The sequence below is a fragment of the Aquificaceae bacterium genome (assembly GCA_037481935.1).
Classification (GTDB): domain Bacteria; phylum Aquificota; class Aquificia; order Aquificales; family Aquificaceae; genus Pampinifervens.
The window spans coordinates 1-21,538 of record JBBFKQ010000006.1; the positions used below are offsets into that span (position 1 = coordinate 1).

Sequence of the window (21,538 nt, forward strand, 5' to 3'; positions counted from 1 at the left end):
TCTACATGGCGGTAATTTCTTACAATCTCCATAGGCTCTGGAGTGCAGGGATGCTATAACTTGCAACTTGCGTTATACCTACTTTGTGGAGAGGGGAAAGGGCTATTACACCCTGAGGAAGGCCCTCCTTGAACTTGAGCTGAAAGACCTTCAGAGCCTGCAGAGAGCCTTCAGCACCGAAAGGCTTACAGAGAAGTTTTTCAACGCCTACCGCTCCGCGGTCAACAGAATAAGGTCAGCTCTGGATAGAAGGATTGACCCGGGCAAAGCCCACGCCTTTGCACAGCAACTTCTTTCAAGGATTATGTTTGTTTACTTCCTGCAGAAGAAGGGATGGCTCAAATGGAAAGACTATGTGCCAGACAGGGAATATATGCTGGGCTTCTGGAAAAGATACAGGGTGCATGTTGAAGATAGTCCCCACCAGAAAGACACCTTCTTTTCAAAGTGGTTATCCAGCCTCTTTTTTGGAGCCTTTAACAAAAGGCTCTCCTTGGTGGACCAGAGCCTTCCGGAGGACATAAGGGAGTCTCTGGCTCTTATGCCTTACCTGAACGGTGGTCTCTTTACAAAGAACGAGCTTGACCTTATGGTGGAAAGCCTTCCCGATGAGGTTTTTGAGTGGCTTTTTGAGCCAGACCCAACGGGCAGGGACGAACAGAAGGGCTTTTTACAGCTTTACAACTTTACCGTGGACGAGTCCATGCCTCTGGACGAGGAGGTGGCAGTTGACCCTGAAATGCTTGGCAAGGTCTACGAATCTTTAATCGCAGAGGAGGAACGCTCTGGCAGTGGAATTTTTTACACTCCAAGGCTTGAGATAGACTTTATGTGCCGTCTTGCCCTTACGGGCTATCTTGAGGAAAAGACAGGCATTGAACGGCGAAGGCTTCTGGATTTTGTCTACAATCCTGAAACTGCGTGGCTTAGCCATGACGAGCTCAGGTCAATAAGAAGGTCCCTTGAGGAGCTGAAGGTGGTGGACCCGGCGGTTGGCTCTGCCTCTTTTCTGGTTGGCATGCTCAACATACTGGTTTCCCTGAACTCTGCCCTTATCAGGAATCTGGAGGGGAAGGAGCCCAACCTCTTTGCCCTGAAAAGAAAGATAGTGCAGGACAACCTGTATGGCGTGGATGTCAAGGACTGGGCGGTGATGGTGGGAGAGCTAAGGCTCTGGCTCTCTCTCGTTATAGAGAGCGACGAAAAGGAGATGGACATATACACAAAGCCCCTGCTTCCCAACTTTTCCTTCAAGCTCAGACAGGGGGATTCTCTCATTGAGGAGGTGGGTGGCACGCCCCTGCTTTTGAGGGCAGAAGGTGCCTTCATACCCTCCAGGATAAAGAAAAAACTGCAGGAGCTCATAGATAGAAAAAACAGGTTCTACTCTGGAGAGTTCAGCTCAGACCTCAGAGAGCTTGAACAGATACACGAGCTTGAAAGAGAAATACTCCTTGAGGTCCTGAAAGAAAAGCTCCAGAACATAGAAAAAGACCTTCAAAAGCTCAAAAGAGACATTGAGCTTCTTTCTCAAAAGGACATGTATGCAGCTTCTCATCAAAAGGAAAGCCTTAAGGAGCTAAGAGAAAAAGAGAAACTTCTCAAGCAGGAAAAGGAAGAATACCAGAGGCTTGTGTCTGAAGTGGGTAAGAGTAAGTCAAAGGATTACTTTCTGTGGGAGATAGATTTTGCAGAAGTCTTTGAGAAGGGGGGCTTTGACATAGTCATAGGAAACCCGCCCTATGTAAGGCAGGAAGAAATAGCACCACCCCTTGAAAAGATGGAGAGACACTCAGAAGAGAGCTGGAAAGCCCTAAAAGAGCAATACAAGGAAAAGCTCCTGCAGTCTGTAAAAAGGCTCTGGGGCCATATAAACCTCTCAAAAAGAAGCGACCTGTATGTTTACTTTTTCCTACATGGGCTTTCGCTCCTGAGAGAGGGAGGAATCCTTTGCTTTATCACCTCAAACTCCTGGCTGGATGTGGGCTACGGTGCGGGGCTTCAGGAGTTTTTCCTCAATAAGGCAAGGCTTGAGTATGTTATAGACAATCTGGTAAAAAGGTCCTTCAAAGAGGCGGATGTGAACACGGTAATAACTCTCGCCAGAAGAAGGCAGGAAGAGGAGGACTACAGAGTGCGTTTTGTATCCTTCAGAAGACTCTTTGAAGAGGTTAACAACGCCCAGACCCTCAAAGAACTGCATGAACTCAGAGAGGACAGCTTTGACCATTCCACCTGCAGGCTCATAATAAGACAGAAAAGCCAGCTCCTTCAGGAGGGCACAGAAGAAGATAACAGATACACCGGTAGCAAATGGGGCGGCAAGTACCTGCGCGCGCCGGAGATCTTCTTCACCATTCTGGAAAAGGGCAAAGGCAAGCTCGTGCGTCTCGGCGACATCGCCGAAGTGCGTCGCGGCTTCACGACCGGTGCCAACGAGTTTTTCTACCTGAAGCCCATGGGGCTCAGCGTGAAGGAGGTGGTGGAGCTCTCTAAAAGAGACCCGGATGCCCCTGTGGCGGTGAGGAACTCTGCAGGATGGGAGGGTGAAATACCCGCAAGGTTCTTAAAACCTGTGGTAAAAAGCCCGAGGGAGCTAAAAAGTCTTGTTGTTCGCCTGGAAGACCTGAGCCATCTTGTGTTTATGTGCCACGGAAGGGAAAAGGAACTGAAAGACACTGAGGTATGGAAATACATAAAGTGGGGAGAAAAGCAGGGATACCACAAAAGACCTACATGCAGTTCAAGGGAAAGGTGGTGGGATTTGGGGGAGAGGGGTCTTAGCACTGCACTCTGGACAATGACATATAGGGAGAGATTTTTTATTCCTCTCAACAAGGTGGCATTCGCTGATGCCCGTTTATACGATATCTACTGTAGTGAAGAATTGCTTCCGACCCTTAACAGCGCATACTGCCTTTTGTGGATTGAACTGCAGGCAAGAGGCTATGGTGGAGGTGGTGGCCCAGTTGATGTGAAGGTTTATGAGGTTAATGAGATGCTAATACCAAGCCCTGAATTTGTTGATAGCAAAGAGGTGTATGAGCATATTTTTACCAGTAATAGCTCAGAAAGATTGTCAATATTCACCGAACTTGGCTTTGACCCCAGCAAGCCCATAAGGGAGCAGGAGCCAAACCCACTGCCCGACCGCAAAGCCATTGACGATGTGGTTTTTGATGCCCTCGGTCTCACAGAGGATGAGAGAAGAGAAGTCTACTATGCCGTTGCCGAGCTTGTCCAAGCAAGGCTGGAGAAGGCAAGGAGTGTGTAGGGACTTGCACTGTCTGGTATAACCACCCTTAGGGTAGGAAAAATGGAAGTTTTAAGGACCGACCTTGAGAGGCTGGGAGATATTTGGCTTTTTCAGAAGGTTCAGAGGATGAAAAACCTCCTGAAAATTGCAGAACCGGATGAAGCTCTTTACAGAGAGCTAATGGTATCTCTCGGGTATCCAAAAAACAGGGTCCAGTTTCTCAACCTTGCGCTCCTCCTTCCCTTCAAAGAAATCAGGCTTCTAAAGACAAAGGACCTGATAAGAAAGGCTCTCCTATACAGGGCTGGGTTTGAGGAGAATGTGGACGAACTTCCCCCCTTTTTTGACCTATCTCTGAGGATGGAGAGGTTCCAGTGGGTGGAAAAGGGAATAAGACCGGCCAACCATCCTCGCAGAAGGCTTGAGGGTGCGTCTCTTTTTCTTGAGGAGCTTGCAGGGATAGGTGCTGTTAATTTTTTCCTGAGCAGAATAAAAGGCTGGAAAAGAAAGATAGAAAATTCAGTTGATGCCTCCGCCTTTGTAAGAAGGGTAATGGAACTTTCTGGAGTTGGTATTCAGAGAAGGCAGGAATCCTTTTTCAATGTTATCCTCCCCTTCTTCCTTGCCCTCTTTCCACGGGAAGTGGAGAGCCAGCTCAGGGTGGTCTTTGAGCTCCATCCACCCCTTGCCTCCAACTTTCTCATCAAGAGTTTTCTTCAGAAATACCCCCACATCCTTCCAGCCAGCACAAGAGAACACTTTGGCATCATAATGCTGATGAAGAACTCCAGAGGAGGGTCTATCAATACCCCTTGACAAATGAAAAAAGTTTGCATATAATATACATAACCAAAAACCTTAAAAGGAGGTGTTAACCATGAGCAAGAGCCTGCAAGGCACAAAAACTCTTGAGAACCTCAAGCATGCCTTTGCCGGGGAATCCCAGGCAAACAGAAGGTATCTCTACTTTGCCAGAAAGGCGGACATTGAGGGATACCCAGACATAGCCAACATCTTCAGAGAAACAGCAGAGGGCGAGACAGGTCACGCCTTTGGCCACATTGAGTTCATGGAAAAGTATGGTGGCGGAGACCCTGCTACCGACATGCCCATAGGCACCATGGAGCAGAACCTTGAGGCTGCCATAGCCGGCGAGACCTACGAATACACAGAGATGTATCCCGGCTTTGCAAGGGTTGCAAGAGAAGAGGGATTTGACGACATAGCGGAGTGGTTTGAGACCCTGGCAAGGGCAGAAAAGTCCCACGCAGGAAGGTTCCAGAAGGCTCTGGAGTCCCTGAAGGGATAATCTTAGACCATATTTCGGGGGCTCTGCCCCCCATTCCTAAAAAAACATAAGGAGTGAATCATGCAAGAGTTTGCCCTCGGTGGAGTAAAGGATTTTGAGTTCAACATAAAAGACCCCAACTTCCTCAACGAACAGGCTCTATGGGAAGAGGCAAAGAGGGTTTATTCCAAGTGCAAAGACTGCAGGATGTGCGTCACTTACTGTCCCTCGTTCCCCGCTCTCTTTGATGCGGTGGACAGACACGAGGATGACATAGAAAAGCTCTCAAAGGATGAGCTTGCCCTTCCCTTAGAGCTCTGTTTTCACTGCAAGCAGTGCTACTTTAAGTGTCCATACACGCCACCCCATGAGTGGAGGATAGACTTTCCTCACCTTTCTTTGAGGTATAAGGTGTGGAAGTTCAAAAATAAGGGGGCAAAGCTCACCGATAAGCTCATGCTAAACACGGACCTTGTGGGCAAGCTTTCAGTGCCCTTTGCACCCATAGTTAACAGAGTCAACAACATCCCCGCCTTCAGGGTAATCATGGAAGGCGTGATGGGTGTGGACAGAAGGGCGAAACTGCCACCCATAAACTCAGAGACCTTCACGAGCTGGTTCAGGAAAAACAGAAAGCCCGTGAAGGGAGAAAACGGCAAGGTGGCACTCTTTTACACATGCCTGCTCAACTACAACTACCTTGAGAGGGGAAAGGCACTTCTTAAAGTCTTTGAGAAGAACGACATTTATGTAGAGCTCCCAGAGCAGCAGTGCTGTGGCATCCCCTTCTTTGACATAGGGGACATAGATTCAGCCACCGAGAGGGCAAGGTATAATGTGCAGAGGCTAAAGCCCTATGTGGATGCAGGCTTTGACATAGTGGTTCCAGTGCCTACATGTGCATTGCAGATAAAGTATGAATACCCTCTACTTCTGCCCGATGACCCGGATGTGAAAGCTGTATCAGAGAAGGTTTACGATGTGCACGAATACCTTTTCAAGCTCCACCAGGAAAAGAAGTTCAACAGGGACTTCAAGGTCTCCGTGGGAAGCATTGCCTATCACATACCTTGCCACCTCAAATCTCTGAACGTGGGATACAGGGCTCTGGCTCTTATGAGGCTCATACCCAACACAAAGGTCCAGCTAATTGAGAGATGCTCAGGGCATGACGGCACCTTTGGGGTTAGAAAGGAGACCTTTGACATGTCCATAAAAGTTGGCTCAAAGCTCTTTGAAGACATGAAAAACTCCAGTGCAGACCTCTATGTCTCCGACTGTCCCCTCTCGGGCAACCACATAGAGCTCATGACGGGCAAAAGGGTCTACCATCCCCTTGAAGTGCTTGCTATGGCATACGGGGAGGACTAAAATAGGAGTGTGGAAAGGGCTCAAATTCTCTCTCTGATTGGTATTGCGATAGAGGAAGTTCTGCAAAAAGATTGCCTTGTAGTTTTTTACGGTTCCGTGCTCAGTGAGAGGTTCAGCAGGAGCTCCGATGTGGATGTGGGCATATTCTGCAAAGACCAGATAGAAGGAAAGGAATACATGAGGCTTCTCTCCCGTCTTGAAGAGCTCCCACTTCTGAGGGATGTAGAGCTCATTGACCTCTGGAGGGTTAAATCTGCTGAGTTTCTGGATAAAATAATTCAGGAGGGCTATTTTTGGAAAAGCTCAAAAGAGCTTATGACGCTTTTGAGAAGGCGTTTAGAAGATTTGAAAAAGAGAGCTTGCTCGGTGAGCTCATATACCTGAGAAACAGGCTTGTGCATGTCTATGATGAGATGGAGACAAAGGCTCTCAGAAAAGAGCTTCTGAAAGAAGAAGTCTACGAACTTTTTAAAGAAGTGCTTTTCAAGCTAAAGCCATGAGATACTTCCCCCTTGGCATCGCCGGGCACGTGGACCATGGCAAGACCTCCCTTGTGAGAGCCCTCACTTCCATAGACACGGACAGGCTACCGGAGGAAAAGAGAAGGGGCATGAGCATAGACATAGGCTTTGCCTTTCTGGACTTTCCAGAGAAGAGCCTGAGGGTGGAGATAATAGACCTGCCTGGGCATGAGAGGTTCATAAAAAACGCCATATGCGGTCTTGCTCCCGTGTGGGGGCTTCTGCTCCTTGTGGATTCAGGGGAAGGTGTTATGCCCCAGACGGTGGAGCACACAAGGCTTGCAAAGAGCTTTGGTATAGAGGATGTGCTCCTTGTGCTTACAAAGGCTGACAGGGTGGACGAAGAAACCCTCGAGCTGGCAAGGGAAGAAGCCCTTCAGATGCTGAACCGTGAAGGTGTAAGGGTTTCCGGTGTTTTTCCCCTTTCCGCCGTCACCGGCTACGGGCTTGAAGAGCTCAAAAGTGGTATCCTTGAGTATGCGGAGAGAAACTTCAGAGACAAAGAAGGGGAGCTCTTCAGGTTTCTGGTGGATTCTGCCTTCAGCGTGAAGGGCTACGGGACCGTTTTGAGGGGGAGCTGTATATCTGGCAGGGTTCTGGAGGGTGATATTCTTACCCTTGAGCCTCTGGGAAAGACATGCAGGGTAAGGAGGATGCAGAACCACGGAGTGTTTGTAAAAGAGGGCAGGGCGGGCGAGAGGCTTGCCCTTAACATTCCAGAGCTGGAGCCTCATGAGGTGGAGAGGGGATGCTTCCTGGTAAAGGGTATAAAGAGCTCAAAAAAGCTTCTGGTAAGGCTAAAGGGCAACCCGCCCAGAGGTCTGGGCTATGCCTTCTTCGGTATGAGGGAGGTCCCCGTCTACGTAAGTGGTATCTCTGAGGATGTGTGTATCTTCAGGCTCTCTGAGCCCGTGCCTGCAGTGAGGGGAGACAGGGGACCTCTTCTTAACTCTTCTGGTGAGCTGGTGGGAGGCTATGAAGTGCTCCATCCCTTTCCTGTGAGAGTTTCAAAGAGGTTTATCAGAGAAAACCTCTCCCTTCTCCAGAGTGAGCCACTTGAGTATCTACTTTTAGAGAGTGGTCTGAAGGGATTGAGCCTTAAGGAGGTATTTTCCTTTTATGGAAAGCCCCTTCAGCCCCCAAGGGCTCCTGAGGTTGAGGGAAGGTTCTACCATCAGGAGGTGCTTGCACTACTTACCAAAAGACTTAAGGAGCTTCTCAGAGAGAAAGGTGGAGTTATTTCCCTTTCGGAGGCGGTGTCAAGGCTGAAGACCTCGGAGGGTTTGCTTGAGTTCATTTTGAAAAACGTAAAGGATATCAGGCTGATTGAGGGCTATGTGGTGGATGCAAAAGCTTCAGGACCGGAGGAGCTTGAGGGCTACAGAAGGCTCATAGAGCTTCTTTCGGAGGGCATAAGGGAAGAGAAAGAGCTTGAACCCTACAGGGAGTATCTATCTCTTGCAGTAAGAAAGGGTAGAGTCTACAGCCTTGGAGACTATCTTTATGTATCAAAAGAGCTCTTTGAGGAATACGTGAAAAGGCTAAGGGCTGTAGGTAGAGAGTTTACCCTGCAGGAGGCAAAGGAGGTTCTGGGTTTTACAAGAAAATACCTCATACCTCTGCTGGAACACATGGACAGGCTTGGCATAACAAGAAGAGAAGGAGAAAGGAGGGTCTTTCTGAGATGAGCCTTTTGAGGCAGATACCGCAGGTCTCAAAACTTCTCGAAGAGTTTGGAGAATACCCTAAGGAGCTGGCAAAAAGAGCCATAAGGGAGATGCTCCAGAGGGTAAGGGAGGAAATACTTCAGGGCAGGAGGCAGTCCCTTGAGGACCTCAGGAGCCTCATAGAAGCAAGAATAAGAGAGCTGTCTTCTACGAGCCTCAGAAGGGTCATAAACGCCACTGGTGTGGTCATAAACACAAACCTTGGAAGGTCGCCTCTGGCGGAGGAGGTGGCGGAGTTTATAAAGGAAGTGGCAATGGGCTACTCAAACCTTGAGTATGACCTTTATGAGGGGAGAAGGGGCTCAAGACTGAGCCATTTAGAAGGGCTTTTGAAGGACCTCACAGGTGCAGAGGCAGTGCATGTGGTAAACAACAACGCAGGAGCTGTTTATCTTGTGCTCAACAGCCTTGCCTGCGGCAAGGAGGTGGTGGTTTCGAGGGGTGAGCTGGTAGAGATAGGGGGAAGCTTTCGCATCCCTGATATCATGAGGGCGTCGGGCGCAAGGCTTGTGGAGGTGGGCACCACCAACAGAACAAGGCTCTCTGATTACGAGAAGGCAATAGGTCCGGACACTGCACTTCTTATGAAGGTGCACAGAAGCAACTTCTACATGGAAGGCTTTGTGGAAGAGGTTCAGCCAGAGGATCTTCTCAGCTCTGGACTTCCCGTATACTACGACATGGGGAGCGGAAGCCTTCTGAACCTGAAAGAGCTGGGTATAAAGACAGAAGAACCTAGCTTTTCAGAGTGTATAAAAAAGGGCATCCACATAGTATCCGGCAGCGGAGACAAGCTCCTCGGTGGACCTCAGGCGGGCATAATACTGGGAAAGAAGGAGCATGTGGAAAAGGTAAGAAAGAACCCCATGAGCAGAGCCCTCAGAATTGACAAGCTGACCCTTGCTGGGCTGGAGATGACCCTGAGGCTATACATGAGAGGAGAATACACAAAGATTCCCACCTTGCGTATGCTTCTGTCCAGCCCCGAAGAGCTCAGAAAAAAAGCCATTGCTCTGGCAAGAAGGCTCAGAAAACTCAGGAGGTTGAAGGTGGCAGTGCTGAAGGATTTCTCAAGATGTGGTGGTGGTGCACTTCCAGAGCTTCTTCTTGAGACATACTGCGTTGCTGTAAGGCACCAGGTGCTCAGCACTCCTGAGCTTGAAAAAAGGCTAAGAGGTTCAGAGCCCCCTGTGGTGGCAAGACTCAAAGAAGACATGCTCCTTCTTGATGTAAGGACCCTTCAGGAAAGAGATTTTCCTGACATAGTAAGAGCCTTTGAGCGAATGGAGGAATGATATGCCTTACTTTCCCATGTTCGTGAGCCTTGAGGGTAAGAAGGTGGTGGTGGCTGGGGGTGGAAGTGTGGCGAGCAGAAAGGTGGAGAAGCTCCTTCCCTTTGGTGCCAAAATCAAGGTGGTAGCACCGGAAGCCACGCCCTATCTACAGAGCCTTGCCGCGGAGAAAAAGATAGAGCTCCTGAAGAGAAGACTGAGACTGAAAGACCTCAGAGATGCCTTCATGGTTATTGTGGCTGTGGATGATATCAAATTGCAGGAAAAGGTTTATAGCTTTTGTATAAGGAGGGGAATACACTGCAACGCTGTGGACAGCCCAGACTTTTGCACATTCCTCTTCCCGGCTTTAATAGTCAGGGGTGAGCTTGTGGTGGGTATCTCTACCTCTGGCAAAGTGCCAGCCCTTTCTGCAGGCGTAAGGGAGCTTCTTGAAAAGTGGCTCCCAGAAGACCTGGAAAGGCTTCTTTCAGAACTTGAAAAAATAAGGGAAAGCCTGCCAGAAGGCAGGGAAAGGCAGGAGAGACTGATAGACCTCGTAAGACAGAGGCTTGGCTTATAATCTTTCTGTGTGGGTTCTTGGTCAGCACGATGAACCATACAGAAAACTGAGAAACTCTATCCTCAGCCTTGTGGGCAACACGCCCCTTGTGAGGCTCAGAAAAATCGTCCCCACAGATGTCTCTCCAAAGGTGGAGATATACGCAAAGCTCGAGAGCTTCAACCCGGGAGGCTCTGTAAAGGACAGACCGGCTTTGAGTATGTTTCTGGATGCCATGGAAAAGGGACTTCTCAAAGAAGGGAAAGTGGTCATAGATGCCACTTCTGGCAACACCGGTATAGCCCTCGCCATGGTGGGTGCATGTCTCGGTGTGCCTGTGGAGCTTGCCATGCCTGCAAATGTCAGCGAAGAGAGAAAAAGAATCATAAAGGCTTACGGTGCAGAGGTATACTTTACAGACCCCCTTGAGGGCACAGACGGTGCCATACTCTTTGTGAGGGAAAGGGTGAGCAAAGAGCCCGACAAATACCTTTACCTTGACCAGTATAACAACCCTGCCAACTGGAAGGCGCACTTTTATTCCACGGGCATAGAGATATGGAACCAGACGGGAGGAAGAATAACCCACCTTGTGGCTGGCATTGGCACTGGTGGGACCATAATGGGCACGGGAAGGAGGCTAAAGGTTTACAACCCCGACATTCAGATAGTTGGTGTTCAGCCCGCCTATCCCTTTCATGGCATAGAAGGTCTCAAGCATATAGAGAGCTCCATAAAACCGGGCATCTTTGACGAGACCTTTCTTGACAGAACCATATTCGTAGAAACGGAGCCTGCCTATGAGATGACAAAAAGGCTTGCCAGAGAGGAAGGAATCCTTGCAGGTCAGTCATGTGGTGCAGCACTGCACGCAGCCCTTGAGCTGGCAAGGGAGCTGGAGGAGGGAGTTATAGTGGTGGTCTTCCCCGACGGGGGAGAAAAGTATCTTACCACCGCACCTTACAGGGACCTTTAATCCCTGCCGGAGGCTATTTCTGTAAGGGTGCGTGAGAGTCTTATTGCAGACTCTGGCCTTCTCACCTTCCCAAACAGTATTTCCTTTGGGCTCAGTGTCTCTCCGTAGTAGGCTCTGATTCCCTCGCTATTGAAGCTGAGCACAGCACCCTGCAGTGAAACACCCGCAAATACTCCCCTCGCCCTTGAGTAGGAGTATATGTCTGCCTTGAGAGCAATGTCCGTTCCCGCTGAGGCTCCTCTGCCCACTGGTCCAGCTGCCACAGAAACGTCTGCACCCAGCTTAACTTTGTTTCTTAAAAGGCTTTTCATCCCTCTGTCTGTGCCTATTACAAGCAGCAGGTCAACAGATTCAACTCCTAACTGAAAGCCTATGGATGCCTGAGCAAGTGTATAGAAGGCAGGTGCACTCCATTCTCCGGTCTTCGGGTCTTTATAACTTACCACGCAATTTCCTGCACCAGCCCCAACTATAAAAGCACCTCTTAACATACTGGGGCAGATAACCACCCCTCTTGCCCTCCTGAGAAGGTCAGAAGGTATATCTTCCTTGCTTTTTCCAAGTTCTTTGAGCATGGCCACGGAGTCTTCTAAAAGTTTATCCATGTCCTCCTTTGTGGTCCCGAAGGACAGGGTGATAATAAGTAAGAATAAAAGCAGGCTTTTCATACCAATGCCTCCATTACTATGATAAAACAATCCTGCATTAAAATATTTCTATGAAATTTCCCTTCTCCTGGCTTTCAGAATTTATAGATACGGAAGGTCTTGACCCACAGAGAGTTGCGGAAGAGCTCACTCTCAAGAGCGTTGAAGCTTCTCTAAGCAGGTGGGATTTTGACCTTGATGGTGTGGTCTTTGCAAAGGTGGTGGGAAAGAGGCCCCATCCCACAAAAAATCTCAGCGTTTACAGGGTTAAGGCGGGTGAAGAGCTTTTTTTTCAGGTAGTGTCTGCAGACCATTCACTAATGGTGGGCGATGGTGTGCTTCTTGCACTTCCCAACGCAAAGGTTGGAAGCATGTGCATAACAGAAAGGGACTTTGAGGGTATTATCTCACAGGGTATGCTTTTATCCGCAGAAGAGCTTGGGCTTGAGGATAGTTCCAGAGGTGTGCTGGTGCTTGATGAAGACATAAAGCCAGGCACTTCAGCTTATGACCTTCTTGGCCTTGGGGAATACATCCTTGAGATAGAACCAACTCCCAACAGGGGAGACCTGCTCTCTGTAAAGGGTCTTGCCAGAGAAATATCCGCCATAATGGGTGTTAAAAAGAAGAAAAGAGAATACCCAGAATTTGAGGATTCTGGAAACCTTGACATAAGGCTTGAATCTCCGGACTGCAGAAGATACAGGGGTGCAGTCATAGAGGGTCTGAGAGTAAAACCCTCACCCCTCTGGCTCAGAAGGAGGCTCTGGCAGTGCGGTATAAAGACCATAAACAATGTGGTGGACATCACCAACTATGTAATGCTTCTGGAAGGTCAGCCCCTGCATGCCTTTGACCTGAAAAGAGTGAACTTCCCAGTAGTTGTCAGGGATGCGGTGGAGGGAGAGAGTATAACTACCCTCATGGGAAGCGAGAGGGAGCTGAGCCCTGTAAACCTTCTCATAGCGGACACAGATGGGCCCCTTGCCCTTGCGGGCGTGGTGGGAGGGCTGGAAAGTGGCGTGAAGGAGGACACAGAAAGCATACTCCTTGAGTCCGCCTACTTTGACCCATACAGAATAAGAAAGTCCGCAAAGTCTCTGAACCTTCAGACGGATAGCTCCTACAGGTTTGAAAGAAACGTGGACATAGAAGGAGTAAAGACCGCCCAGAACCTTGCCATAAAGCTGGTTCTTGAGCTGGCAGGTGAAAGGCTTACAGCCCTGAAGGATGTCTATCCAGAGCCCTACCAACCCAAAAGGGTCTTTCTGAGTCTTGAAAAGTTCAGAAGATACTCAGGAAGAGACTTTGACAGAAATTTTGTCTCAGAGGCTCTCACAGCCCTTGAAATACCCCATCAGGTAATGAGGTGTGGTGTGGAGGTTCATATTCCGCCTCACAGGAGCTTTGACATGCAGGGTGATGTGGATGTGATAGAGGAGCTTCTCAGGATAGGGGGCTACTCGGAAGTGGGGTCTCCCATCCTCAGGGAGCCCTCAAGACCTTCACAGGTGGAAAGTCTGGAGGAAAGGCTGAGGAGCCTTATGGTGAGCAGAGGCTTTACCGAGGTGATAACCTTCTCCTTTGAGGACTCTGAACTTTACGAACTTCTATCACTTCCACTGCCAAAGGTGGAGCTTGTCAACCCCCTAAACAAAACCCAGAGGTATATGAGAACCTCCCTTCTACCATCCCTTCTGAGAGTGTGTATTAATAATACAAGAAATTACAACTACAGCATGGCTATCTTTGAACTCGGAAAGGTTTTTCTTGAGGAGGAAGAGCCGAGGCTCGGATTTCTCATGACTGGCTACAGGAGGCTTTTTCCAGAGGAAGAATACAGCCCTTATGATGGACTGAGCCTTGTTCAGGACGTTCTCAGGAACTACTCAGAAAACTTCACCTCTGAGGCTTCTGCTCTACCTTTCCTTCACCCCGGCATTCAGAGGGTTTTCTATGCAGGCGGAAGGGAGGTTGGATACTTTGGTCTTCTTAGCCCTGCTCTTCAGGACAGGCTGGGTATAAGACACAGGGTTATGGTGGGTGAGATAAGGCTAAGTCTTCTTAAAGAGAGAATAAGAACCTATAAACCCTTTGCCCAGTATCCACCCGTGCTGAGGGACCTCACCCTACTTATGGACAAAGGGGTGAGTCTGGATAAATTAATATTCCATATCAGGGAAAAAGAGCTGGTGGAAGACATGAAGGTTTTTAGCCTTTATACAGACCCGAAGTTTGGGGAAGGCAAGAAGAGCGTTAGCTTCAGGCTGGTGTTTAGAAGCAGAGAAGGCACCCTTTCAGACCAGCAGGTTAACAGGCTCGTAGAAGAAATAGTAGCTGAGCTGGAAGAGAAGTTTGGGGCAAAGCTGAGATAGAGCCTGCCCTGTGCGTGGTGAAGGAGTTTATATTGGGGTCCACATGGTGAGGCAATAGGGAGCCCGGTCTCCGGAGGGGCCAGAAAGGCTTTCCGGGAGGGCACCCACCTGTTATTGTTGGGGCCCACCGAAGGCTCCTTCCTCCACGGCATGGGCGGGTATTTCTTGCCTTCCCCTCCTGCAAAGGAGGCGGAAGATGAAGGTAGCTGACAAAAGGAATATAAGAAAGAAGTTCATACATAAGAGGGAAGCACTCACAGAGGAAGAGAGGAGAAGGCTATCAGAAGGTGTAGTCAGAAACCTGCTGAGCCTTGAGCAGTTGAGGGAGGCAAAGACAGTTCTTATGTTCTGCCCTCACAGGGGGGAGCCTGACATAACACTTCTCTTCTCCTGGGTGATAAGAGAAGGAAAATCCCTTCTTCTTCCAAAGGTAGAAGGGGATGGACTAAAGCTCATAAGAGTTGAGGAAGGTGTGGACCTGAGCCCGGGTGCCTTCTGCATACCTGAGCCCTCTGGGGGTGAGGAGGTAAACCCTGAAGAGGTGGATGTTTCTCTGGTGCCTGGTGTGGCCTTTGACAGGGAGGGATACCGCATAGGTTATGGGAAGGGATACTATGACAGGCTCTTAGAGAGGCTTGGGGGGCTAAAGGTGGGAGTGTGCTATCAATTTCAGCTTCTGGAGGAGGTGCCAAGGGATGACTGGGACATGCCTGTTGACCTTGTGGTCACGGAGGAAAAAATCTATCAAGGAGGTAAGGAAATATGAGCGTGGAAGTGCTTCTTATTGTGAGTTTTTTGGCGCTGGTCATCGGGGGGCTTGTGGGTTTTATACTTTCAAAGAGGAGTGGAAGGGCACCCACTCAGATAGAGGCAGCCACGGATGTGGAAGAAAAAAAGAGAGAAGCAGAGCAGGTAATCTCCAGAGCCAGAGAAGAGGCTCAGGAAATACTTAAGAAGGCTCAGGAAGAGGTGAGAGAACTGAGGCTCAGCTCGGAAAGAGAGGCGGAGAAGATAGTCAGGCTTGCCCAGGAAGAGGCGGACAGGCTCAGAGCTACCCTTAAGGAAGAAACGGAAAAGATAAGAAAGGAGCTTGAGAAGAAGAGCAGGGAAATGGAGGAATACCTTGCAGAGAGGAAGCAGGAGATTCAGAAGCTGGAGCAGTCTCTCCAGCACCGTGAGGCAAACCTGGAAAGAAGGGTTCAGGCACTTGAAAGGCGCGAGGAGGAGCTTTACAGGAGGGAAAAAGAAATAAGGGAGATGGAAAGGCACATAGACCAGGCTCAGAGAGAAGTGCAGGCGAGACTCAAAGAGCTTGAAGAAAGAGAAAGAGAGGTAGAATCCCTCAGGCACAGAGAAATTCTTGAACTTCAGAGGATAGCCAGCATGACCCTTGAGGAGGCCAGAACAGAGCTCTTAAAGAGAGTAGAGGAGGAGGCAAGGGTGGAAGCCATAAGGGTTATGAAGCGTATAGAAGAAGAGGCAAGGGAAAGGGCAGAGTTTGAGGCAAAAAAGGTTATAACCACCGCAGTTCAGAGGCTCTCCTCTGAGATTGCCATAAACTACACCACGACCACCGTGGAACTTCCCAGCAACGAGTTCAAGGGAAGGATAATTGGGAGAGAAGGGAGAAACATAAGAACCTTTGAACTTCTCACTGGTGTTGACCTTATCATTGATGACACACCAGACATAGTCACTATTTCCTCCTTCGACCCAATGAGAAGAGAGCTTGCAAAGGATGCCCTTGAAAGGCTTATACAGGACGGAAGGATTCATCCTGCAAGGATAGAAGAGGTGGTTGCCGAGGTCAAAAAGGAAATGGACGAAAAGGTCAGAAAGATGGGAGAAGAGACCTGCATGGAACTGGGTCTTTATGATGTAAACCCGGGACTTTACTACTACATAGGCAAGCTCTACTACAGAACAAGCTACTCTCAGAACGTGCTTTTACACTCTAAAGAGGTTGCCTACATAGCGGGCATGATGGCAGAGGAGCTTGGGCTTGATGCCAAAATGGCAAGAAGGGCAGGACTTTTGCACGATGTGGGCAAGTCCATATCCCACGAACTTGGAGGCTCGCACACGGACATAGGCATTGAGCTCTGCAAACGCTACGGAGAGCCAGACCCGGTTCTCAACGCCATAAAGGCTCACCACAACGAGGAACCCGTCCGATACCCTGAGGTTGCCCTCGTGTGCGCCGCAGATGCCCTTTCTGCCGCAAGACCTGGAGCAAGAAGAGAAAGCCTTGAAGCCTACCTCAAGAGACTTGAGAAACTGGAAGAAATAGTCAGGTCCTTCAAGGGTGTGCAGAACGCCTATGCAGTGCAGGCAGGAAGGGAAGTAAGGGTTATAGTAAGTCCAGAGGAGATAAGCGACGAGGAAGCCTATATGCTCTCCAAGAACATAGCCAGAAAGATAGAGGAGGAGATGCAGTTTCCCGGTCAGATAAAGGTGGTGGTCATAAGAGAAACAAGGCACGTGGAATACGCCAAGTAATCTGCCCGCTTCGGCGGGCTTATAATTAATAGCATGTGGTTTTTGGCCTTTCTGGTAATCCTGTTTTCTCTGGTAAGTGCGAAGGAAGTCCCCTTCACCCTTGAAGACAGGGAGAGAATAATAAGGCTAGAAGAAGGCCAGAAGGCTCTTATGCAAAAGATAGAAGACACAAACAAGCGTATAGACGATGTGAGGGAAGAAATCAGAGACCTGAAGAACTTTATGCTCTGGGGTTTTGGGGTGCTGTTTGCTGGTATGATGACGCTGATAGGCTTTGTTATATGGGACAGAAGGACTGCACTTTCACCCGCCATAAGAAGAACAGAGGATCTGAAAGAAGCAGGACTGCTCTGAGCCATGCAGGAAGACCTCACCCCTATGCTCTCTCAATATCATCACTTTAAAAGGCAGTATACGGACTGTCTGCTCTTTTTCAGACTGGGGGACTTTTACGAGCTTTTCTACGAGGATGCGGAGTTGGGCTCAAGGGAGCTGGGGCTTGTGCTTACCTCAAGACCTGCAGGCAAGGGGAAAGAGAGGATACCCATGTGTGGTGTGCCTTACCACTCTGCCAGCTCTTATATTTCAAGGCTCGTCTCTAAAGGCTACAGGATAGCCATATGCGAGCAGGTGGAGGATTCAGCTCAGGCTAAGGGGCTTGTAAGGAGGGATGTGGTAAGGGTTATAACCCCAGGCACATATTTTGAAAAGGAATCCTGTGGGCTTGCCGGCCTGTTGAGGCGTGGAAGTCTTTATATGTGTGCCTATCTCAATCCTGCCACCGGGGAGTTTGTAGGAGGTAGCTTTGAGCAGGGGGGGAGCAAGGGAGTTTATTCTCAAGTTCTCCCCCAGAGAGCTCTTGATTCCAGAAAGTCTGAATTTTGAAATCAGGGAGCTGGAGCTTTTCAGAAGCGCTGTGGCAGAAGAATACTTTTATGAAGGTCTAAAGATGCTCCTTGAAGATATGAACATATTCAGCGCAAAAGGCCTTGGCTTTGAAAGAGAGGAAGAGCTGTTGCCCTTTGGTGGACTCTATCTATACCTCAAACAGACCCAGAAATCTTTCTTTCCCTTTGTGGGAAGACCAAAGCCTTATACGGACGAGGGTTATGTAAGGATAGACTATAGAACTTGCAGAGGTCTGGAGCTTCTAGAGTCTTACGAGGGCTCAGAAAAGTATTCTCTCTTTGGGGTTTTGAACAAAACCCTTACTGGTATGGGAAGAAGAAGGCTGAGGTTTCATATAATGCACCCCTTCAGGGAAATAAGTTCAATTGAGAGGGTTCAGGATGCTGTAGAAGAGCTAACAAGAAACAGAAGGCTTTTAGAGCAGTTGAGGGAGAGCCTCAAAAACATGCCAGACCTTGAAAGGCTCATAAGCAGGATTAGCGGGGGGCTTTCAACACCGAGGGACATAGTGCAGATAAAGAGGGCGCTGGAGTCTACAGAAAGGATTAAAAGAAGTCTTGAAGATGTGACTGTAGAGGTTCTGAGGGAGGTCTATGATGGTCTTCTGGAGCTTTCTGACCTGAGAGAAGACATAGAGAGAACTCTAGTGGATGACCCCCCTCTGCATGTGAGAGAGGGAGGTCTTATAAGAGAAGGCGTGGACCCACAGCTGGACCAGCTCCGCTATTATAGGGACAACGCCCAGAAACTCATAGATGGGTATGAGGCAAAGCTAAGAAAGGAAACAGGCATTCAGAGCCTCAAAATTGGCTTTAACCGGGTAATGGGCTATTATGTGGAGGTGACAAAGCCCAATCTCAGGTATGTGCCTCCTTACTTCCGCAGGCGTCAGACCCTCTCAAACGCAGAAAGGTTTACCACCGATTACCTTCAAGAGCTTGAGGAAAAAATACTCTCTGCCCAGAGCAAGATAAACAGCCTTGAGTATGAGCTTTTTATGTCTCTGAGAGAAAGAATTCTTAGAAGGCTGGAAGAGCTTGCCCATAACGCAAGACTTACAGGCTGGCTTGACTATCTTCAGTCTCTTGCCGCCGTGGCTATAGAGAAGGGATGGGTAAGACCGCAGATAGTGGAGGAAAAGGTCCTACACATAGAGGAGGGAAGACATCCCGTAATTGAGGAGTTTGTAAAGACATACTCCCCCAATTCCACCCATATGGACGAGGAGAACTTTCTTTTCATCATAACCGGTCCCAACATGGCGGGAAAGTCCAGCTACATAAGGCAGACCGCACTGCTCACCCTCATGGCACACATGGGCTCTTTCCTTCCCTGTAAGTCTGCAAAAATCGGAATTGTGTCCTCAATCCATGCCCGCATAGGCTCTGGAGATATCCTTGCCCTTGGAGTATCCACCTTTATGAATGAAATGCTGGAAGTATCCAGTATACTCAACAACGCAGATAGCAGGAGCCTCATAGTGCTTGACGAGGTGGGAAGGGGAACATCCACCTATGATGGCATTGCCATAAGCAGAGCTATAGTGGAATACATACTGGAGCATATAAGGGCACGGACCCTGGTGGCAACACACTTTTTAGAGCTTACGGAGATAAACAGAAAAGGTATCAGAAACTACCACATGGCGGTAAGCAAAGATGGTGAAGACATAAACTTTCTTTATGTCCTTAGACCAGGGAGGGCTGAAGGGAGCTTCGGCATAAGGGTTGCAAAAAAGGCAGGACTGCCAGAAGAGGTTGTAAAAAGAGCCAAGGAGGTTCTTGCAGAGCTTACCACTTCAAAGACCCTTCCAGTTCTGGAGAAGGTCTATCAGGAAAGCCTAAGGGAGGAGGAAAGGGCACTACTTGAAGAATTACTCCAGCTTGACCTTGTCCATCTAACACCCCTTCAGGCACTTATGAAACTGGCAGAGTTGAAGGAAAAGCTTCTGTGCCTGAGAAAATCCAGGTCCTGAGGTAAAATATTAGACTTAATGAAAAAGGTCCTCATTCTTGGCAGTGGTCCAAACAGAATAGGTCAGGGAATAGAGTTTGACTATGCCTGCGTGCATGCAGTCTTTGCCCTCAGAGAGCAGGGTATAAAAACCATCATGCTCAATTGCAACCCCGAGACAGTATCTACGGACTATGATACTGCAGATGCCCTCTACTTTGAGCCCGTTGTTCTTGAGAATGTGCTTGAGGTAATAAGAAGGGAAAAGCCCGATGGGGTGTTTTTGCAGTTTGGGGGTCAGACTCCCCTCAAACTTTCTCTGCCCCTGAAAAACCTTGGCATTAACATACTTGGCACACCACCAGAAAGCATAGACATGGCTGAAGACAGGGAGCTTTTCAGAAGGCTCATAGAAAGCCTGGGAATAAAACAGCCTCCCAGCGGAACAGCAAGGACAAATCAAGAGGCTCTGAGGATTGCAGAGGAACTCACCTTCCCCGTTCTTGTGAGGCCTTCCTATGTGCTGGGTGGAAGAGCCATGAGGATAGTTTACGACAGGGATGAGCTTCTGCAGTATCTTGAAGAGGCGGTGAGCGTCAGCTTTGAAAGACCCATACTCATAGACAAGTATCTTTCCGACAGCGTGGAGGTGGACGTGGACGCCATAGGGGATGGTGAGGATTACCTCATAGGTGCTGTAATGGAACACATAGAAGAGGCTGGCGTCCACTCAGGAGACAGCGCCGCAAGCATCCCACCCTACACCCTCTCTGAGGAGGTGGTGGAGGAGATAAAAAGACAGTCAAAACTTATATCCAGAGCCCTCCGTGTGAAGGGTCTTGTAAACCTTCAGTTTGCAGTCAAGGAGGGGGAAGTCTACGTGCTTGAGGTAAACCCCAGGGCTTCAAGGACGGTGCCCTTTGTGAGCAAGACCATAGGCTATCCTCTGGCGAAGCTCTCTGCCCTTGTAGGAGTTGGTAAGAAACTGAGAGAGCTTGTGCCTGAGGTTTTTGAAAGGCTCCAGAAGGGTAATGCGCACTTTGCCAGCGACTTCATGCCCTCAGGTAAGAGGATACACTCTATCAAAGAGGTGGTTTTCCCGTGGAACAGGTTTCCTGAGGAAGACCCTGTGCTTGGACCTGAGATGAAGAGCACGGGAGAGGTTATGGGCATAGCGGAGGATTTTGGACTGGCTTACTACAAGGCACAGCTATCAGCCGGTAGCAGGCTTCCACTTGAAGGCAGGGTCTTTCTAAGCGTGGCAGACAGAGATAAGCCAAAAGTGGTTGACCTTTCAAGGGGATTTCTTGAGCTGGGCTTTGAAGTTTACGCCACGGGAGGGACCTACAGGTTCCTGAGAGAAAGGGGACTGGATGTAAAGCATGTTCTGAAGGTTTCTGAGGGAAGGCCAAACGTGGTGGACATGATAAAAAACCAGGAGATAAACCTTATAATAAACACGCCAACTGGCAGGAAGGAAAGGAGCGATGCCTACCATATAAGAAGGTCTGCAGTGCAGTATAATATACCCTACACAACTACAGTGAGGGGGGGCTACGCCATGCTTGAGGCTATAAAGAGCTACATAAAACATGGAGGAAGGCTAAAGGTCTACGCCCTTCAGGACCTATGAAGATAGTCCTTACCGGAGAGCCCGGCGTGGGCAAAACTACTCTCATAAAGAAACTTCTCAAGCATCTGGGGGATAGAGCTGTGGGCTTCTGGACGGAGGAGGTGAGAGACCCGCAGACCAGAAAACGCACCGGCTTCAAAATAGTCACCACGGAGGGCAAAAGTCTGCTCTTTGCAAGCAAAACTTTTACCTCAAAGCACCTGGTTGGCTCTTATGGAGTAAACGTGCAGAGGTTTGAAAGCCTTGCAATCCCGGTGCTTCAGAAAGCCCTGAGTGAAGACAGGATAGTGGTCATAGACGAAGTGGGCAAGATGGAGCTTTTCTCAAAGACTTTTGTGGGGCTTGTGAGGAAGCTCATCCACGACCCCAGAAAGAGCATGGTGATAACCATACCCACAAGGGATGTTCATCCCCTTGTTGCAGAGATAAGAAGGTTAAAGGGCGCAGTCCTTATGGAGGTAACGAAAGAAAACAGAGATGCACTTGTGGAGAACATCCTGAACCTTCTTGACATAAACTGAATTTTTGGGGTATAGTTTTACCTGCCCCT

The 21,538-nt window shown here is 49.0% G+C and carries 19 protein-coding genes and 1 other RNA gene; 19 read left to right on the forward strand and 1 reads right to left on the reverse strand.

Going from position 1 to position 21,538, the window contains the following annotated elements; genetic code table 11:
* Positions 1 to 67: 67 nt before the first annotated feature.
* The 10 genes from WHS43_06120 to cysM all read left to right on the forward strand — a co-directional run bounded on the left by WHS43_06120 (position 68) and on the right by cysM (position 10,972).
* Positions 68 to 3,274 carry a DNA methyltransferase gene (locus WHS43_06120; GenBank protein MEJ5339213.1) on the forward strand — a complete coding sequence of 1,069 codons (3,207 nt, stop codon included), beginning with the start codon at positions 68 to 70 and terminating at the stop codon, positions 3,272 to 3,274.
* 42 nt (positions 3,275 to 3,316) lie between these two features.
* Positions 3,317 to 4,072 carry a DUF2851 domain-containing protein gene (locus tag WHS43_06125; protein ID MEJ5339214.1) on the forward strand — a complete coding sequence of 252 codons (756 nt, stop codon included), beginning with the start codon at positions 3,317 to 3,319 and terminating at the stop codon, positions 4,070 to 4,072.
* A 61-nt stretch (positions 4,073 to 4,133) separates the two neighbouring features.
* Positions 4,134 to 4,565, forward strand: coding sequence for a rubrerythrin family protein (locus tag WHS43_06130; protein MEJ5339215.1), 432 nt, complete (start codon positions 4,134 to 4,136; stop codon positions 4,563 to 4,565).
* 60 nt (positions 4,566 to 4,625) lie between these two features.
* The gene (locus WHS43_06135; GenBank protein ID MEJ5339216.1) at positions 4,626 to 5,915 is read left to right on the forward strand and encodes an anaerobic glycerol-3-phosphate dehydrogenase subunit C; all 1,290 of its coding nucleotides are present in this window, start codon (positions 4,626 to 4,628) and stop codon (positions 5,913 to 5,915) included.
* 9 nt (positions 5,916 to 5,924) lie between these two features.
* On the forward strand, positions 5,925 to 6,299 hold the full coding sequence (locus tag WHS43_06140; protein ID MEJ5339217.1) for a nucleotidyltransferase domain-containing protein: 375 nt from the start codon (positions 5,925 to 5,927) through the stop codon (positions 6,297 to 6,299).
* The gene (locus WHS43_06145) at positions 6,275 to 6,415 is read left to right on the forward strand and encodes a hypothetical protein (protein MEJ5339218.1); all 141 of its coding nucleotides are present in this window, start codon (positions 6,275 to 6,277) and stop codon (positions 6,413 to 6,415) included. Before WHS43_06140 ends, WHS43_06145 begins: the two co-directional genes overlap by 25 nt.
* Positions 6,412 to 8,124 carry a selenocysteine-specific translation elongation factor gene (selB, locus tag WHS43_06150; GenBank protein ID MEJ5339219.1) on the forward strand — a complete coding sequence of 571 codons (1,713 nt, stop codon included), beginning with the start codon at positions 6,412 to 6,414 and terminating at the stop codon, positions 8,122 to 8,124. The genes WHS43_06145 and selB overlap by 4 nt, the downstream gene beginning before the upstream one ends.
* Positions 8,121 to 9,458, forward strand: coding sequence for an L-seryl-tRNA(Sec) selenium transferase (selA, locus tag WHS43_06155; protein ID MEJ5339220.1), 1,338 nt, complete (start codon positions 8,121 to 8,123; stop codon positions 9,456 to 9,458). The genes selB and selA overlap by 4 nt, the downstream gene beginning before the upstream one ends.
* A gap of 1 nt (position 9,459) precedes the next feature.
* Entirely contained in the window at positions 9,460 to 10,017 is a 558-nt protein-coding gene (locus tag WHS43_06160) for a bifunctional precorrin-2 dehydrogenase/sirohydrochlorin ferrochelatase (protein MEJ5339221.1), read from the forward strand.
* 7 nt (positions 10,018 to 10,024) lie between these two features.
* Complete coding sequence (cysM, locus tag WHS43_06165; protein ID MEJ5339222.1) at positions 10,025 to 10,972, forward strand: cysteine synthase B; 948 nt, start codon at positions 10,025 to 10,027, stop codon at positions 10,970 to 10,972.
* Here the strand turns inward: cysM and WHS43_06170 are convergent.
* Positions 10,969 to 11,640: a lipid-binding SYLF domain-containing protein gene (locus tag WHS43_06170; protein MEJ5339223.1), complete on the reverse strand. Its 672-nt coding sequence runs from the start codon at positions 11,638 to 11,640 to the stop codon at positions 10,969 to 10,971. The genes cysM and WHS43_06170 overlap by 4 nt on opposite strands.
* 50 nt (positions 11,641 to 11,690) lie before the next feature.
* Between WHS43_06170 and pheT the strand changes: the two genes are divergently transcribed.
* The 9 genes from pheT (at position 11,691) to WHS43_06215 (ending at position 21,509) form a co-directional block, all read left to right on the forward strand.
* Complete coding sequence (gene pheT / locus WHS43_06175; protein ID MEJ5339224.1) at positions 11,691 to 13,994, forward strand: phenylalanine--tRNA ligase subunit beta; 2,304 nt, start codon at positions 11,691 to 11,693, stop codon at positions 13,992 to 13,994.
* Positions 13,992 to 14,159, forward strand: a non-coding RNA gene (ssrS, locus tag WHS43_06180) — 6S RNA. The genes pheT and ssrS overlap by 3 nt, the downstream gene beginning before the upstream one ends.
* Positions 14,160 to 14,190: 31 nt before the next feature.
* Positions 14,191 to 14,760, forward strand: coding sequence for a 5-formyltetrahydrofolate cyclo-ligase (locus WHS43_06185; GenBank protein ID MEJ5339225.1), 570 nt, complete (start codon positions 14,191 to 14,193; stop codon positions 14,758 to 14,760).
* Entirely contained in the window at positions 14,757 to 16,493 is a 1,737-nt protein-coding gene (rny, locus tag WHS43_06190; protein ID MEJ5339226.1) for a ribonuclease Y, read from the forward strand. Before WHS43_06185 ends, rny begins: the two co-directional genes overlap by 4 nt.
* Before the next feature lie 33 nt (positions 16,494 to 16,526).
* Positions 16,527 to 16,847 (forward strand): hypothetical protein, encoded by a 321-nt coding sequence (locus WHS43_06195; GenBank protein ID MEJ5339227.1) that lies wholly within the window; start codon positions 16,527 to 16,529, stop codon positions 16,845 to 16,847.
* Positions 16,848 to 16,850: 3 nt separating this feature from the next.
* Positions 16,851 to 17,378 (forward strand): hypothetical protein, encoded by a 528-nt coding sequence (locus tag WHS43_06200; GenBank protein ID MEJ5339228.1) that lies wholly within the window; start codon positions 16,851 to 16,853, stop codon positions 17,376 to 17,378.
* A complete protein-coding gene (gene mutS / locus WHS43_06205; protein ID MEJ5339229.1) occupies positions 17,299 to 19,377 on the forward strand; it encodes a DNA mismatch repair protein MutS in 2,079 nt (692 codons plus the stop codon). Before WHS43_06200 ends, mutS begins: the two co-directional genes overlap by 80 nt.
* 18 nt (positions 19,378 to 19,395) lie before the next feature.
* Positions 19,396 to 20,988 carry a carbamoyl-phosphate synthase large subunit gene (gene carB / locus WHS43_06210; GenBank protein ID MEJ5339230.1) on the forward strand — a complete coding sequence of 531 codons (1,593 nt, stop codon included), beginning with the start codon at positions 19,396 to 19,398 and terminating at the stop codon, positions 20,986 to 20,988.
* On the forward strand, positions 20,985 to 21,509 hold the full coding sequence (locus tag WHS43_06215) for an NTPase (GenBank protein MEJ5339231.1): 525 nt from the start codon (positions 20,985 to 20,987) through the stop codon (positions 21,507 to 21,509). The genes carB and WHS43_06215 overlap by 4 nt, the downstream gene beginning before the upstream one ends.
* The last annotated feature ends 29 nt before the right edge of the window (positions 21,510 to 21,538 follow it).

What these genes read in the sequence shown, in the direction of transcription:
- pheT (MEJ5339224.1), top strand. Translation starts at nt 11,691, where the DNA reads ATGAAATTTCCCTTCTCCTGGCTTTCAGAATTTATAGATACGGAAGGT.
- WHS43_06185 (MEJ5339225.1), top strand. Translation starts at nt 14,191, where the DNA reads ATGAAGGTAGCTGACAAAAGGAATATAAGAAAGAAGTTCATACATAAG.
- carB (MEJ5339230.1), top strand. Translation starts at nt 19,396, where the DNA reads ATGAAAAAGGTCCTCATTCTTGGCAGTGGTCCAAACAGAATAGGTCAG.
- WHS43_06125 (MEJ5339214.1), top strand. Translation starts at nt 3,317, where the DNA reads ATGGAAGTTTTAAGGACCGACCTTGAGAGGCTGGGAGATATTTGGCTT.
- selB (MEJ5339219.1), top strand. Translation starts at nt 6,412, where the DNA reads ATGAGATACTTCCCCCTTGGCATCGCCGGGCACGTGGACCATGGCAAG.
- WHS43_06135 (MEJ5339216.1), top strand. Translation starts at nt 4,626, where the DNA reads ATGCAAGAGTTTGCCCTCGGTGGAGTAAAGGATTTTGAGTTCAACATA.
- WHS43_06130 (MEJ5339215.1), top strand. Translation starts at nt 4,134, where the DNA reads ATGAGCAAGAGCCTGCAAGGCACAAAAACTCTTGAGAACCTCAAGCAT.
- WHS43_06195 (MEJ5339227.1), top strand. Translation starts at nt 16,527, where the DNA reads ATGTGGTTTTTGGCCTTTCTGGTAATCCTGTTTTCTCTGGTAAGTGCG.
- WHS43_06170 (MEJ5339223.1), bottom strand. Translation starts at nt 11,640, where the DNA reads ATGAAAAGCCTGCTTTTATTCTTACTTATTATCACCCTGTCCTTCGGG.
- WHS43_06200 (MEJ5339228.1), top strand. Translation starts at nt 16,851, where the DNA reads ATGCAGGAAGACCTCACCCCTATGCTCTCTCAATATCATCACTTTAAA.
- WHS43_06160 (MEJ5339221.1), top strand. Translation starts at nt 9,460, where the DNA reads ATGCCTTACTTTCCCATGTTCGTGAGCCTTGAGGGTAAGAAGGTGGTG.
- selA (MEJ5339220.1), top strand. Translation starts at nt 8,121, where the DNA reads ATGAGCCTTTTGAGGCAGATACCGCAGGTCTCAAAACTTCTCGAAGAG.
- WHS43_06215 (MEJ5339231.1), top strand. Translation starts at nt 20,985, where the DNA reads ATGAAGATAGTCCTTACCGGAGAGCCCGGCGTGGGCAAAACTACTCTC.
- rny (MEJ5339226.1), top strand. Translation starts at nt 14,757, where the DNA reads ATGAGCGTGGAAGTGCTTCTTATTGTGAGTTTTTTGGCGCTGGTCATC.